Source organism: Streptomyces sp. NPDC056222 (assembly GCF_042264065.1).
Lineage (GTDB): Bacteria > Actinomycetota > Actinomycetes > Streptomycetales > Streptomycetaceae > Streptomyces.
Window position 1 is genome coordinate 17,544 of record NZ_JBHJTL010000053.1, and the last position, 14,359, is coordinate 31,902.

The window sequence follows — 14,359 nt, forward strand, 5'->3', positions numbered from 1 at the left end:
CGGTAGGAGGTCCCGCAACCCCGGCGCTCAGCGCAGCGGCACGAACCGGACCGCCGTACCCGGCACCGCCTGCGCGGCCGCCGCCAGGTCGGACTCCCGTACCACCGCCACCACCGGATAGCCGCCGGTCGTCGGATGGTCCGCGAGAAAGACCACGGGCCGGCCGTCCGGCGGCACCTGGACCGCGCCCAGGACCATGCCCTCGCTGGGGAGTTCGCCGGTGCGAGCACGCTCCAACGGCGGCCCTTCCGTGCGCAGCCCGATCCGGTTGCTCGCCGAGGAGACCCGGTACGCGCGCGTGGCGAGGGTGTGGAGCGCCCCGCCTGTGAACCAGTCGTGCCGTGGCCCGAGCCGGACCCGCAGGACGAGTTCGTCCGGCGGGCCCGGCCACGGGGGAGTGTCGACCGACCCCCGTACGGCCGATTCCACTCCCAGCGGCAGCACGGTCCCGGTGGCCAGCGGCGCCGGGCCGAGCCCGGAGAGCAGGTCGGTGGAGCGGCTGCCGAGGACGGGTTCGACGGCGACTCCGCCACCGAACCCGACGTACGCGCGCAGGCCACGGGTGGCCGCACCGACTTCGAGGAGCGCCCCGGCCGCGACCCCTACCGCCGTGCCCCAGGCGACCGGGCGCCCGTCGACGGTGACCGGGCACGGCGCGCCCCCCACCGCGACGGTGACCGCGCACCGGGGCCGTACCGCGCACCCGTCGACCGTGGTCTCCAGGACCGCCGCGGCCTCCGGATTGCCGACCAGCCGGTTCACCAGACGGGCCGCGCCCGGATCCAGCGCCCCCGAGCGGGGCACGCCCAGATGCGCGTACCCGGTCCGCCCCAGATCCTGCACCGTGGTCAGTGCTCCGGCCCGTACGACGGCGACCGCACGATCGGTCACCGGCTCTCCATCACGAAGCGCACCCGCGCGCCGGGCGTGAGCAGTGCGGCCGGCTCACGGTCCGCGTCCCACAGCACCGTGTCCGTGGAGCCGATCACCTGCCAGCCACCGGGGGAGGAGCGTGGGTACACGCCCGTGTACGGCCCCGCGAGCGCGACCGATCCGGCCGGGACGGCCGTGCGCGGAGTGGCCCGGCGAGGCACCTGGTACTGCTCGCCGAGCCCGGTCAGATAGCCGAAGCCGGGCGCGAAGCCGCAGAACGCGACCCGGAACTCGGTGCCCGAGTGGATCCGTGCCGCCGTCTCCACGGACACCCCCCACAGTGCGGCGACCTCGGCCAGATCGGGACCGTCGTAGCGGACCGGCACCTCGACGGCCCGCTCCACGCGCGCGTGGAGCGGCGGTATCGACCATTCCCGCAACTGGCCTGCCAGCAGGTCCGGCGCGTCGACCCCGTCGAGCAGCACCGTGCGCGCCGCCGGCACGATCTCCCGTACGGAAGGAAGCGAACCGCCCGCCCGCCGGCGCAGCAGCTCCGCGTGGAACGCCTCCGTCTCCGTGCCGCTCCCCAACTCGACCAGCAGGGCCCGCTCTCCCACCCGGTACACGCGCCGCGCCTTCATACGAACGCCTCCACCCTGACTCCGGTGGCCTCCAGCTGCGCGCGCACCCGACGGGCGAGCCCGACCGCGCCCGGGGTGTCCCCGTGGAGACAGAGCGACCGGGCCCGGACGGCGACGGAACGCCCGCAGTGCGCGGTCACCACGCCGAACCGGGCCATGGACACCGAACGTTCGACGACCTCCGCCGGATCGGTGACGACGGCTCCCTCCTGCCCCCGTGGCAGCAGGGAGCCGTCCGCCGTGTACGCCCGGTCGCCGAACGCCTCGGAGACGACGGGCAGGCCCGCCTTCTCGGCGGCCTCGTGCAGCCGCGAGCCGGGCAGACCGAGCACCGGGAGCCCGCCCCCGGCGAGGCGCACCCCGTCCACGACGGCGGCGGCCTGCTCCTCGTCGCGGACCACCCGGTTGTACAGCGCTCCGTGCGGCTTGACGTACGAGACCGCCGAACCGGCCGCCCGGGCGAAGACCTGGAGCGCGCCGATCTGGTACGCCACCTCGGCCGCCAGCTCCTCGGCCGGCACGTCCATGGAGCGCCGGCCGAAGCCGGCCAGATCGCGGTACGACACCTGGGCCCCGATCCGTACGCCCCTCGCGGCCGCCAGCTCGCAGACGCGCCGCATGGTGACCGCGTCCCCGGCATGGAATCCGCAGGCCACGTTGGCGCTGGTGACCACCGAGAGCAGCTCCTCGTCGTCGGTCAGCGTCCAGCGGCCGAAGCCCTCTCCGAGGTCGGCGTTGAGATCGATCGAAGCCCAGGTCATGGTGACGGTTCCTTCCTTCCCGGGGCGTGGTGGTACGGGTCAGGCCGCGACGCGGTACTCGGCGTCGCGCACATCGGTGACGAGCATCCGCCCCGGCGCGTGGGTGATCGCGAACGGTGGACGCGAGGCCGTCACCGCGGCCTGGGGAGTGACCCCGCAGGCCCAGAACACCGGCACGTCCCCCGGCTCCGCCACGACCGCGTCCCCGAAGTCGGGGCGGTCGAGGTCGCGAATGCCGAGCACCGCGGGATCACCCGCGTGCACGGGCGCTCCGTGCACGGCGGGCAGGAGTCCGCTGAGCCGTCGCGCGGTGGGGACGAGACCGGCCGGAACGGGGCGCATCGAGACGACCATCGGCCCGTGCAGCCGCCCGGCGGGCCGGCACGCCCGGCGGGCCGGCACGCCCGGTCGGTGACGTACAGGGAGACGTTGCGGCCCTGGTCGACATGGCGCAGCGGCACCCCGGCCTCCGCGAGCGCCCCCTCGAAGGTGAAGCTGCAGCCGATGAGGAAGGACACCAGGTCGCCACGCCAGTTCGAGGTCACCTCGGTCGGTTCGTCGACAAGTCGCCCGTGCTCCCAGACGCGGTAACGCGGGAGGTCCGTCCGCAGGTCCGCGCCGGCGGCGAGCTCCGTGGTCCACGACCCGGGGTCGGTGACGTCCAGGACGGGGCACGGCTTGGGGTTGCGGGTGCAGAACAGGAGTACGTCGTACGCCCAGTCCGCCGGCACCGAGATGAGGTTGGCCTGCGCGTGGCCCGGGGCCCAGCCGGCCGTCGGGGCGGTCGATCCGGCACGGGCACGCGCGCGTGCCGCCCGCGGGTCGAGAACCGGCGCGGACGTCATACCAGTTCCTTTCCTCGGGTCTCCGGAAGCCCGAGCAGCGCGAGGACGGCGAGTCCGTAGCCGACCGCTCCGAAGATCAGCGCGCCACCGACGCCCCAGCTCTCGGCGAGGAAGCCCACCAGGGTCGGGAAGACGGCGCCCACCGCGCGCCCGGTGTTGTACGTGAAGCCCTGTCCCGTACCGCGGACCGCCGTCGGGTACAGCTCGGCGAGGAAGGAGCCGAAGCCGCTGAAGATGGCCGACATGCAGAAGCCGAGGGGGAATCCGAGCACCAGGAGGAGCGTGTTCGCCCCGGTGGGGATGTTCGTGTAGGCGAGGACGGACAGTGCCGACAGCGCGGCGAAGATCGCGATGTTCTTCTTCCGGCCGAGCCGGTCCGTGAGGTAGCCCCCGGTCAGATAGCCGATGAAGGCCCCGGAGATCAGGAAGGTCAGATAGCCGCCGGTGCCGACCACCGTCAGACCGCGTTCGGTCTTCAGAAACGTGGGGACCCAGGTGGCGAGGGTGTAGTAGCCGCCCTGCACACCGGTCGACAGGAGCACCGCGAAGAGCGTGGTGCGTAGCAGCGGCCCCTTGAAGATGGCGGTGAACGAGCCGCGTTCGGCGGAGGTGCGCCGGATCTCGGCGGCCTGCGGGGCGTCCTCGACGTTCCGCCGGACGTAGACCACCAGGAGCGCGGGCAGGGCGCCCGTCCAGAACATGACCCGCCACGCGATGTCGGCGTCGACGAACTGGAAGACCAGGGTGTAGACGATCACCGCGAGCGCCCAGCCGGCCGCCCAGGCGCTCTGGATGCCGCCGAGGGTACGGCCCCGGTGCTTGGCGGAGGCGTACTCGGCGACCAGGATCGCGCCGACCGCCCACTCGCCGCCGAAACCGAGGCCCTGGAGGGCCCGGAAGACCAGCAGCGTCTCGTAGTTGGGTGCGAAGCCGCACAGCACGGTGAAGAGCGCGTAGGTGATGACCGTGATCATCAGCGCCTTCACCCGCCCGATGCGGTCGGCCAGGATGCCTGCCAGCGCGCCGCCGATCGCCGAGACGACGAGGGTGACCGTGGTCAGCAGGCCTGTCTGGCCCTTGTCGAGGGAGAAGTAGGCGGCGATGGCCACCATCGACAGCGGCAGCGTGAAGAAGTCGTAGGAATCCAGGGCGTATCCGCCGAACGCGCCGCCGAAGGCGCGGCGGCCGCGCGGCCCGAGGGCCCGCAGCCAGGCGAACGCGCCCGTGTCGTCGGGCCGTTCGCCCTGGGTCTGCTGCTGGGTCTGTGTCGTGCTCATCTGCACCTCGCAGAGGGGGAGGCGTGCCTGAGGACGTACTGAAGAACCGTGCGGTGCCGTCAACGTAGAGGATCGTTGAACGATCCGACAAGAGGTATGTCGTCACGTTCTTGTTTCCGCGAGGTACCTGCGATTGACTCGGCCGCGGACGACGGAGGGAACGGACACAGTGGGCGGAATCGACGAACTGGCGGACGACCGGGCGCTGCTCGGGCGGACCAGCACGGCGGAACGAGTGGCGGACATCCTGCGCACCCGCATCGCCGAGGGCTTCTTCCCGCCCGGCACCCGGCTCTCCGAGGACAGCATCGGCGGCGCGCTCGGCGTCTCCCGCAACACGCTGCGCGAGGCGTTCCGGCTGCTCACGCACGAACGGCTGCTCGTCCACCAGCTCAACCGCGGCGTCTTCGTGCGCGTCCTCACGGTCGAGGACGTCGCCGACATCTACCGCACCCGCCGCCTCGTCGAATGCGCGGTCGTCCGCGACCTGGGGCAGCCGCCCTTCGCCGTCGACGGCCTCGCCGCCGCGGTCGAGGAGGGCGAGCGGGCCGCCCGCGCCGCGGACTGGAAGGGCGTCTCCACCGCCAACATCCACTTCCACCGCGAACTGGTCGCCCTGGCCGGCAGTGCGCGCACCGACGAGCTGATGCGGGGCGTCCTCGCCGAACTCCGGCTCGCCTTCCACATCGTCGACGACCCTCGCGGCCTCCATGAGCCTTATCTCGTACGAAACCGGGAGATTCTGGAAGCCCTGCTCGCCGGCGAACGCACGACGGCGGAACGCCTCCTGGCCGGCTACCTCGACGACTCCCGCACCCGCATCGTCGAGGTCTACGCCAAAGCGGTAGAGGAACCGGAGACCCTGGAGGCCTGAGCGGAGCGGTCGCACCCGGGCTACCACGTCCCGCTGCGCCGCGGGGGGCATCTGCGCCGTTTCGACCGTTGTCGGTGCGAGGACCTAATCTGTGCACCGTGACTTCGCCTGCCTCGACGGACCTCGTTCCGCCCCAGCTCAGCGCGGGGCCGCGGCCCGCGCAGGGCCCGGCCGCCGACGAAGGGCTCGCGCGGCGCCTCCGCGCGCTCGCGTGCACCGCGCCGCTGCACGACCTGGACACCCGCAAGGCGAACCTGGCCGGTGAGTACTCGGTCTACGCGATGGCCGAGGTCGCCCTCGCCGCCATCGACCTCGTCACGCTCAACATGGACTTCGACACCGGCGCAGACCACGAGCAGATCGTCGCCCGTCTCCTGCCCCGCGTCGCCGCCCAGGCCCCCGCCCGCCCCGCCGCCGAACACGAGCGGGTGGCCCGCTGGGTCCTGGAGAACCTGATCAACGTCGGCAGCGTCGACCGCGGCTTCCGCGCCGTCTACGGCACCTTCGGCGCCGACGGCGTCTACACCCGCCGCGACTACGACTTCAAGCTGATCGAAGAGGTCCCCGGCTACGGCGGCGGGGTCTACCTCCGTACGACCGACGAAGCGGTCAACGTCCTGGTCGGCGCCCTCGACACCGACGTCACCAGCGCCCAGATCGCGGCCGAGGTGAAGCTCGAGGTCCTCATCAGCCGCGGACGGCTCGCCGACGCCCAGCTCGCCGCCGAGCAGGCGCGGTACCGGACCGTGCAGTACGCCGAGACCCTCCGCAAGACCCTGGAGGCGACCCGGCGCAACGTCCGTGCCGTGGACTGGCTGCAGGCCGTGCCCGACATGATCGCCGAGGCGCTCGACCACGTCGCCGACCGCTACCGCCACGAGAACGCGATCCTCACCAATATCCGCAAGGCCCGCGACGAGGCCGAGGACGCCGAGCACAAGCGTCGCGCCGCCGAGCTCGTCGACATAGTCAAGGACTGCATCCGCCGCCACACCCAGCTCCAGTCCCGCCTCCTGGAAGCCGGCCCGCTGTTCCGCGCCGAGCAGGACCGGCAGGCCTTCGCCGCGCCCACCTCGTACACCGGGATAGATCTGTACGGGCAGCTCGTCGCACCGATCCTGCCGCTCCCCGTGGAGCAGGCGACCAAGGTCACGGACGCCTTCTTCGCCCGCGGCACGGGACTGCGCACCCCCGCCTCGGTGCGCGTCGGGGACCTGGTCGAGATGCTGCTCACCCCGCCGGTCGAGCGTGAGCACCTCGGCGCGGAGATGCCCGAGCCGGACCTGATCGCCACCCCCGACGACAGCCGCTTCAGCGAGGAGCAGCTGGCGAGCGCGATGGAGCTGCTCGACCTGGAGCACGACGCCCCGCGGCGCCTCTCCGGCCTCCTCGCCGACGCGCGCCGCCGCGACCCCGACCTGCCGTACCTGGTCGCTCTCCTCGCCGTCCACGCGGCGAGCCCCCCGGTCGGCACCGCGTACCGCCAGGGCGAGGAGCGCCTGCTCTTCGCCGTCGACGACGGCACGCAGCTGGACGACCCGGAGTTCGGCGGCGCCGACCTGATAGTGGGTACGGCGCTCCTGGACGCACTGGGCATGGCCGCGGACCGCACGGAGGCCTCATGACCACGGACCAGGCGGCAACGGGAACGCTGCCCCAGCCGCCGTCCCCGCAGGATCACACGCCATCGGGCGAGGCCCGGCCCCCGGCCGAGGACACCCGCACGGCCGGGGCGCCCGTCGTCGACGGGATCCGCCTTCCTGGCGAGACCGTGGTCGTGGCTGCTCCTTCGGCGGTCGGGAGTGCGCTCGCGGTCGAAGGTCCGCCGTCGGCCGAGGGCGCTCTCCCGGCCGGGCCGTCGGTCGTCGACGGGAAGCCGGTCGACGGGATCCGCCTTTCGGGTGAGACCGTGGTCGTGCCTGCTCCTTCGGCGGTCGGGAGTGCGCCCGCGGTCGACGGTCCGCCCCTGGTCGGGAGTTCCCTCCCGGCGGGGCCCCGGCTCCCGGCCCAGGGCCCGCTCGTGGTCGAGCCGGCCCTCGCGGAGGAGGCCGACGCCGCCCCGCTCCCGAACGGCGACGATCCGGCCGTCGCCGGCGGGACACCCACCGCGCCCGTCATGGCCGTCGGGGTCGTGTCGGCGCCCGCGCCGGCGCGCCGCGGTCCGGCTCCCTCCGTGCGAGCCGTCCGGCTGAGCGCCCCCGCGGGCGCGTCCGGCGACGTCCCGCCCCGGCGGAAGGCGGTGCGCGTCACCCCCGTCCGCCTGCCCCTGCCGCGCCCCGTCCCCACCGCACCGCCGACCACCCCCACCGAGGAGCCCCAGCCGTGAGCGAACACCACGCCGAGCACGCCGACGCGTGGAGCGAGCCGGAGCCCCCGCACACCCCGGCGGCGCCCGCCGCAGTCACCCCCGCGGACGCCGCCGACGCCGCACGGCTCGTCTCGTTCGGGCTCCAGCCCAAGCTGCTGCCCGCCCGCGACGCCGAGTACGCCGAGCTGCTCCGGCGCTACCGCGAGGACCCCGCCTTCGCGCGCCTCGCCGACGCCGTCGCCACCGGCCTCGGACTCGTCGTCCTCGAAGTCTCCCCGCGCGCGGGGATGGCCGTGACCGCCGGCGAGGACTCCGTCTTCGCCGTCCGCATGGGCGACTACGCCCGCCGCGCCTCGACCGACTCCGCCGACCGGTTCCTGCACGGCCTCGCCCACCTCGCCGTCGCCGCCATGGCCTTCCCCCGCCCCGAGGACCTCGCCGACGACGGCTACATCGGCCGCCTCACCGTCAACGGCGTCGACTCCTTCGTACGCCAGGCCTGCCGCCGGCTCGAAGAGCGCGCCGAGGAGCAGGGCGAGAACACCGACCCCGCCTCGGACGCCCCCGGCCTGGAGGCCGCCTGGCGGATCTACGCCCGCCGCAGCTCCACCGGCGCCACCAAGGACGCCCGCCGTCTCGCCGGCTCCACCACCGGCATCGTCGGCAAGGCCGTCGCCTTCCTCACCGACTCCGGGTTCCTCCAGCGCACCGGAGACGACGCCGGCGGCGCCTACCGCACCACCGCCCGCTACCAGCTCCAGGTGCGCGACATGGCGGGCAGCGCCGCCATGGCCGAGCTCCTCGACCTCGGCGTCGTCCCCGTCAGCGACGGCTCCGCGACACTCCTCCCGCCGCCCGACGGCGACGACCTGGAGCTCGCCGCCGACGCCGGCCTGCCCTTCCACGCGTAACCGCCCCGCGCCACCGCCCCGCGTCATCACCGAACCAGTCGACGAGAGTCCGCCGCCATGTACGAGCTGTCCCGGGTCCGCCTCTACTCCATCGGTCCCGCCGGTGCGCGCTACGCCGACACCGTCCTGGACCTGCGCGGAGTCGGCGCGCCCGTGCCCCACCCCGCCCCCACCCAGGCGGAGTTCTTCGAGGAGGAGCCGGTCGGCCCGCCGCGCCGCCCCGCGCCCGCCGGCGTGCTCTTCCTGGAGAACGGCGGCGGCAAGTCCGTCCTCCTGAAGCTGATCTTCTCGGTCATGCTCCCCGGCCACCGCAACACCCTCGGCGGCGCGAGCTCCGGCGTGCTCCGGAAGTTCCTGCTCGCCGACGACTGCGGCCATGTCGCCCTGGAGTGGCAGCACACCCTCACGGGCGAGCTCGTCGTCGTCGGCAAGGCCAGCGAGTGGCGCGGCCGCCAGGTCTCGAACGACCCGCGGAAGTTCGCCGAGGCCTGGTACTCCTTCCGCCCCGGACCCGGCCTGAGCCTGGACAACCTCCCGGTCGCCGAGTCCACCGCCGTCCGCGCGCCCGTCGAGGGCGCCTCCGGCGCGCAGGGCCGCCGCCGCACCATGAAGGGCTTCCGCGACGCCCTCACGGAGGCGGGGAAGGCGTACCCGCACCTGGAGGTCTACTGGGAAGAGATCCACGACCGCTGGAACGAGCACCTCGGCGACCTCGGTCTCGACCCCGAACTCTTCCGCTACCAGCGGGAGATGAACGCCGACGAGGGTGAGGCCGCCGGCCTCTTCGCGGTCAAGAAGGACTCCGACTTCACCGACCTGCTCCTGCGGGCCGTCACCGACACCCGTGACACCGACGGCCTCGCCGACCTGGTCGGCGGCTTCGGCAACAAGCTCGGCCGACGCGCCGAACTGACCGCCGAGCGGGACTTCACCGCGGGCTCCGTCGACCTCCTCGGACGGATCGTCGAAGCCGCCGGGACCCGGGCACGCGCGCGTGACGTCCACGCGGCGTCCGAGCGCCGCACCCGTACGCTCGCCCGCCGCCTCTCCGCCCGCGCCACCGAGGAACGCGGCCGCACCGCCGAACTCGCCCAGCAGGTCACCTCCGCCGCGCACGCCGTCTCCGAGGCCGAGACCGCGCGCGGCCGCAGCTCCCTCATCGCCGCCGAACTGGCCTACCGGCACGCCTCCCTGGCGCTGACCGTCGCCGAGAAGGGCGCCGCATCCCAGCGCCGCGAGCTCACCGACGCCCGCACGCTGCACGCCGCCTGGCAGGCCGCCGAGGCCGTGCTCCGCAACCGGGCGGCCGGCGACCGCTCAGCGCGCGTCGCCGCCGCGATCCGCGAGGCCGAGCGCGACGCCGCCCCCGCGCTCGCCGCGCGCGCCAAGGCCGCCGCCGATCTCGTACGAGCCCTGCACGCCGCCGCCGAGGAGGGTGAGCGGCACGCGGCCGAGGAGGAGGAGCGTTCCGCGGCACTCCAGGACGCGGGCGAGACCGCCCACCGCGACGCCACCGCCGCCGCGACCGAGGCCCAGCGCGCCCGCAGCGAGGCCGGACACCTGCGGCAGCGCCTCGCCGAGGTCGAGCAGGAGACCGCCGAGGCGGTACGAGCGGGCTGGCTCGACGACACCGCCCCGGACGCCGACCCGGCGCGCGCGGCCCTCGCCGCGAGCGACGCCGAGAAGACCACCGTCGCCGCCTGGGACGCGGCCCGCGACGCGGCCCGCGCCGCCGGCGACCAGGCCCGCGAGGCCGCGGCGGCCGAGTCGCGCGCCGAACTCGCCGCCGCCCGTGCCACGGACGCCGCCGAGGCCGCAGAGCACGCCTACGACGCGGAACGCCGCGCCGCCGAGTCCCTCGCCACCGACGCACGCCTGGCCGAACTCCTGAGCCTGCCGGCCGCCCGGCCGACCTCCCCGTTCCCAGGCCAGCGCGCGGCGGAGACCGACATGGGGGCGGGCACCGACGGCCCGAACGCCGAGCCGGGCGGCCCCGGACGGACGACGGGGTCGCACGGAGCCACCGGCCCGGAGCCGCGAGGCCTCGCGTCCGGCGAGCCCGGTACGGGTGCGGATGCCGCCCCCGGCGCCGCCTTCGGGCTCGCGGGCGCGCCGGACTCCGGTTCCGACGGAACCCCCGGCCCGCTCACCGTCACCGAGTTCGACCGGTACGCCGACGAGCTCCGCCGACTGCTCGACCAGTCCATCGGCTCCGCCGAGCGTCAGCTCTTCGACCTGCGCACCGCCGCCGCCGACGACTCCCGCATCCTCGGCGCCCTCGGCGACGGCGGACTGCTGCCGCCGGGACCGGACGTGCTCGCCACCGTCGAGTACCTCGGCGAACAGGGCATCCCCGCACTTCCTGGCTGGCGCTATCTGGCCCAGGCCGTCGACCCCGCCGACCACGCCGCCGTCCTGGCCGCCCGCCCCGAGCTGGTCGACGGCGTCGTGATCACCGACCCCGTCTCGTACGCACGAGCCCGTGAGGTGCTGAGCACGGCGGCGCTGCTGCCGCGCTCCACCGTCGCCGTCGGCACCGCCGCCGCGCTCCTCGCGCCCGTCCCGAGCCCGGAGTCCGGCGATGACACGGGCGTCTTCCTGGTCCCGCCGAACCCGGCCATGCACGACGAGCACGCCGCCGACGAGGAGCGGCACGCCCTGCGCGCCCGCGCCGCCGCCCGCGACGAGGAGATCCGTACGCTCGCGGCCCGGCTCACCGGTGACCGTTCGCTCGCCGCCCGGATCGGCTCGTGGCGAGCCGACTGCCCGCCCGGCATGATCGCCGAACTGGCCGCCGTCGCCGCCGCCGCGCGCGAGACCGCGGAGGCGGCCGCGGCCACGCTCGCCGAGGCCCGGACGGTACGGGCGGAGGCCGACGAGGCCGCCGCCGACGCCGCCCGCGTACGGGACGAACGCCAGGAGGCCGCCCAGCGCGCCCGCCGTGTCGCCGACGCCCTCGCCGGGCTGGCGTTCCGGCTGCGCGAGCGGTCCGCCTGGCAGGCCAAGCTCCGTGAACTGGCCGACGACGCCGCCGAGTCCGAGGCCCGTGCCCAGACCTGCCTGGAGCGGGCCCGCGCCGCCGACGAGGACCGCCGCGCCGCCCAGCGGGCCGCCGACGACGCCCACCGCACCGCTCGCGCCCTGCGCGCCGAGCGGGCCGAGATCGCCGGCGCTCCCGACCAGCTTCCCGAGGAGGACGAGGCCGCGCCCCGTACCGCGCTCCCGACCCTCCGCGAGGCGTACCGCGCCGCGTCCCAGCTGTACGAGAAGGTCGGTGTCGGCGCCGACCTGCGCGCCGAACAGGCCCGTGCCGAGAGCGATGAATCGGCCGCCCTCGCCGAGCTCGACCGCCTCACCAACAAGGTCCGCACCCGCGCCGAGCAGCTCCTGGAATCCACGGACGGCGCCGACGGGCCGTCCCGCCAGGCCGCCGCCGCCCGCGCCGAAGCCCTGGTCCAGATGCTGGAGACCCGTGCGTCCGAGGCGAGCGAGAAGCTCGGCCGGCTCCGCGGCGAGGCCGAAAGGCTGGCCCCCGAGGACGGCGAGTCGCACACCGAGCTGCCCGAGGACCAGGTCCCCGCCGACGTCGAGCAGGCCCAGACCCTGCTCCGTACCGCGACCACCGAACTCGCCGCCCGCAGCGATGCCCTGGAAGCCGCGCGCACCGCGCACGCGAGCCTCCTGCGGGCCCACCGCGCCGCCGAGGACGCCGCGGGCGGCTTCGACGAGACCGCGGCGCTCCTGCGGGACCTGCTGCGCGACCACGGAGAGGACGAGGAGGACGGCCCGGAGACGTACCCCGGCACGCTGGAGGAGGCGCGGCACACCGCCGCCGAGGCCCGTCGCGCGCTGCGCGCCTGCGCCGCCGAGCTCTCCGCGGCCGACGCCGCGGTCCGCGAAGCCGGCGACATCCTCGTCCGGCACGCCAACTCCACCCGCTACGAGCAGGTCCGCACCCCGGCCCGGCAGCAGATCCGCGAACTGCCCGCCGCCGCGCTGCCCGAGCACGCCGCGAAGTGGGCGGAGGCGTTCGCGCCCCGCCTCCGGGTCCTCACCGACGAGCTGGAGCAACTGGAGCGCAACCGCGACTCCATCGTCGACCGGCTGCGCGGACTGGTGGAGTCGGCGCTGACCACGCTCCGCTCGGCGCAGCGCCTGTCGCGGCTGCCCGAGGGCCTCGGCGAGTGGTCGGGGCAGGAGTTCCTGCGGATCCGCTTCGAGGAGCCGGACCAGGCCACCCTCACCGAGCGGCTCGGTGAGGTCATCGACGAGGCGACCCGCGCCGCCGTCAAGAAGAACTCCGACATGCGCCGGGACGGAATGTCCCTGCTCCTGCGGGGCGTTCAGGCCGCGCTCGAGCCGCGGGGCATCGCGGTCGAGATCCTCAAGCCGGACGCCGTGCTGCGGGCCGAGCGCGTACCGGTCGGGCAGATGGGCGACGTCTTCTCCGGCGGCCAGCTCCTCACCGCCGCCATCGCGCTGTACTGCACGATGGCCGCGCTGCGCTCCAACGACCGGGGCCGGGACAAGCACCGGCACGCGGGCACGCTGTTCCTCGACAACCCGATCGGCCGCGCCAACGCCACATACCTGCTGGAGCTCCAGCGGGCGGTCTCGGACGCCCTCGGCGTCCAGCTGCTGTACACGACCGGTCTGTTCGACACGACCGCGCTCGCGGAGTTCCCGCTGGTCATCCGGTTGCGCAACGACGCCGACCTGCGGGCCGGGCTGAAGTACATCAGCGTGGAGGAGCACCTGCGCCCGGGGCTGCCGCAGCCGAGCGCGGAGGGCGAGGCGATTCACGGCGAGATCACCGCGACCCGGATGTTCCGCCGCTCGCAGGTCGAGGAGTCCGTCCCGCAGTAGCAGCGCGCGTACGAAGAACGGCCCGGCCCCCGAGAGCGGACCGGGCCGTTCATCTGTCCAACTCGCGGGTCCCATTCCGGGCCCAAGCCCGGAGCGCAACGCCGGGTCCCAGTCCGGGCCCAAGCCTGGAGCCCAACGTCGGGTCCCAGTCCGGGCCTAGGCCCGGAATGCAACGTCGGGATCACGCCGGGTCCGAGCCCGGAGCTCCACGCCGGGTCCGAGACCGGAGCCCAACGCCGGGTCCCAGTCCGGGCCCAAGCCCGGAATGCAACGCCGGGATCAGTCCGGGCCCAAGCCCGGAGCTCAACGCAGGGTCCAAGCCCGGCGCTCAAGCCCGGGAGCCCAAGGCCCGCCTCAGCCCCTGCCCGAGGCTTCCGCCCTCAGGCGGCCTCGGACAGGGCGTGTGTCTCCGTCCGCGCCGGCCTCTCGCTCCGCGCGGTCTCCGCGTCGCGCACCAGCCCCGCTGTGCCGTGCCCCTGTTCGGCTTCCGGCACCTGCCCGGCCTTCCGCTCCCTGCGCCGCTCCCGCCTCAGCCGGCGTGCCGTACTGCTCGGCTCCGACACCACGCCGTTCCGCTGCCGCCAGACCTGGCGCGTCACCCACACATCGAGCACGCTCCACGTCGCGACGACCGTGCTGCCCACGGAGCTGAGCAGCATCGGAAACGCGAGCCAGGAGTCGGTGACCGCGCAGAAGAAGGCGACCATGCCCTGTATCAGCGTCACCGACGTGAGCATCACGGCCCGCACGGCGGCGGTACGCACCGGGTCCGGCATCCGGCGCCGGCCCTTCTTGTCCTCCACCCACAACTGCCGTGCCGATTCCGCCTCGTGCACCATCGTTCTCGTCACTCCCCACCGCCGACCGTCCTCAGGGACGGCTGCCCGTCATGAGTGGCTTTACACGGACACACCCCGCCCCGTACACAATGACGCTCGGTGAAGGGAAAAGGTTTCCCCTCGTTCGTACCGGAACGAACAGTTCCAGCCATCCGCCGTACCCC

At 74.4% G+C, this 14,359-nt stretch carries 10 protein-coding genes and 1 pseudogene; 5 read left to right on the top strand and 6 right to left on the bottom strand.

Going from position 1 to position 14,359, the window contains the following annotated elements; genetic code table 11:
• Positions 1–27 precede the first annotated feature (27 nt).
• The 5 genes and pseudogenes from ACFC0D_RS23650 to ACFC0D_RS23670 form a co-directional block, all read right to left on the bottom strand.
• Complete coding sequence (locus tag ACFC0D_RS23650; RefSeq protein ID WP_376439262.1) at positions 28–891, bottom strand: biotin-dependent carboxyltransferase family protein; 864 nt, start codon at positions 889–891, stop codon at positions 28–30.
• On the bottom strand, positions 888–1,514 hold the full coding sequence (locus tag ACFC0D_RS23655) for an allophanate hydrolase subunit 1 (protein WP_376439264.1): 627 nt from the start codon (positions 1,512–1,514) through the stop codon (positions 888–890). Before ACFC0D_RS23655 ends, ACFC0D_RS23650 begins: the two co-directional genes overlap by 4 nt.
• Positions 1,511–2,275, bottom strand: a complete 765-nt coding sequence (locus ACFC0D_RS23660) for a LamB/YcsF family protein (RefSeq protein ID WP_376439267.1) — start codon at positions 2,273–2,275, stop codon at positions 1,511–1,513. The genes ACFC0D_RS23655 and ACFC0D_RS23660 overlap by 4 nt, the downstream gene beginning before the upstream one ends.
• Before the next feature lie 39 nt (positions 2,276–2,314).
• Positions 2,315–3,120 (bottom strand): annotated as a pseudogene (locus tag ACFC0D_RS23665) (putative hydro-lyase).
• Entirely contained in the window at positions 3,117–4,397 is a 1,281-nt protein-coding gene (locus ACFC0D_RS23670) for an MFS transporter (protein WP_376439269.1), read from the bottom strand. Before ACFC0D_RS23670 ends, ACFC0D_RS23665 begins: the two are co-directional and overlap by 4 nt.
• A 169-nt stretch (positions 4,398–4,566) precedes the next feature.
• Here ACFC0D_RS23670 and ACFC0D_RS23675 point away from each other — a divergent pair, with 169 nt between their 5' ends.
• The 5 genes from ACFC0D_RS23675 (at position 4,567) to ACFC0D_RS23695 (ending at position 13,356) form a co-directional block, all read left to right on the top strand.
• Positions 4,567–5,271 carry a GntR family transcriptional regulator gene (locus ACFC0D_RS23675; RefSeq protein WP_376439272.1) on the top strand — a complete coding sequence of 235 codons (705 nt, stop codon included), beginning with the start codon at positions 4,567–4,569 and terminating at the stop codon, positions 5,269–5,271.
• 98 nt (positions 5,272–5,369) lie between these two features.
• Positions 5,370–6,896 carry a hypothetical protein gene (locus ACFC0D_RS23680; RefSeq protein ID WP_376439275.1) on the top strand — a complete coding sequence of 509 codons (1,527 nt, stop codon included), beginning with the start codon at positions 5,370–5,372 and terminating at the stop codon, positions 6,894–6,896.
• Entirely contained in the window at positions 6,893–7,597 is a 705-nt protein-coding gene (locus ACFC0D_RS23685) for a hypothetical protein (RefSeq protein ID WP_376439277.1), read from the top strand. Before ACFC0D_RS23680 ends, ACFC0D_RS23685 begins: the two co-directional genes overlap by 4 nt.
• Positions 7,594–8,490 carry a hypothetical protein gene (locus ACFC0D_RS23690; RefSeq protein WP_376439280.1) on the top strand — a complete coding sequence of 299 codons (897 nt, stop codon included), beginning with the start codon at positions 7,594–7,596 and terminating at the stop codon, positions 8,488–8,490. Before ACFC0D_RS23685 ends, ACFC0D_RS23690 begins: the two co-directional genes overlap by 4 nt.
• Positions 8,491–8,547: 57 nt before the next feature.
• Positions 8,548–13,356, top strand: coding sequence for a hypothetical protein (locus tag ACFC0D_RS23695; RefSeq protein ID WP_376439283.1), 4,809 nt, complete (start codon positions 8,548–8,550; stop codon positions 13,354–13,356).
• Between the two features lie 380 nt (positions 13,357–13,736).
• On the opposite strand, the gene ACFC0D_RS23700 is transcribed toward ACFC0D_RS23695, so the two are convergent.
• The gene (locus tag ACFC0D_RS23700) at positions 13,737–14,195 is read right to left on the bottom strand and encodes a hypothetical protein (protein ID WP_376439286.1); all 459 of its coding nucleotides are present in this window, start codon (positions 14,193–14,195) and stop codon (positions 13,737–13,739) included.
• Positions 14,196–14,359: the final 164 nt, after the last annotated feature.

Excerpts from the sequence above, each read along its gene's own strand:
- ACFC0D_RS23655 (WP_376439264.1), bottom strand. The coding sequence starts at position 1,514 with ATGAAGGCGCGGCGCGTGTACCGGGTGGGAGAGCGGGCCCTGCTGGTC.
- ACFC0D_RS23660 (WP_376439267.1), bottom strand. The coding sequence starts at position 2,275 with ATGACCTGGGCTTCGATCGATCTCAACGCCGACCTCGGAGAGGGCTTC.
- ACFC0D_RS23670 (WP_376439269.1), bottom strand. The coding sequence starts at position 4,397 with ATGAGCACGACACAGACCCAGCAGCAGACCCAGGGCGAACGGCCCGAC.
- ACFC0D_RS23685 (WP_376439277.1), top strand. The coding sequence starts at position 6,893 with ATGACCACGGACCAGGCGGCAACGGGAACGCTGCCCCAGCCGCCGTCC.
- ACFC0D_RS23695 (WP_376439283.1), top strand. The coding sequence starts at position 8,548 with ATGTACGAGCTGTCCCGGGTCCGCCTCTACTCCATCGGTCCCGCCGGT.
- ACFC0D_RS23700 (WP_376439286.1), bottom strand. The coding sequence starts at position 14,195 with ATGGTGCACGAGGCGGAATCGGCACGGCAGTTGTGGGTGGAGGACAAG.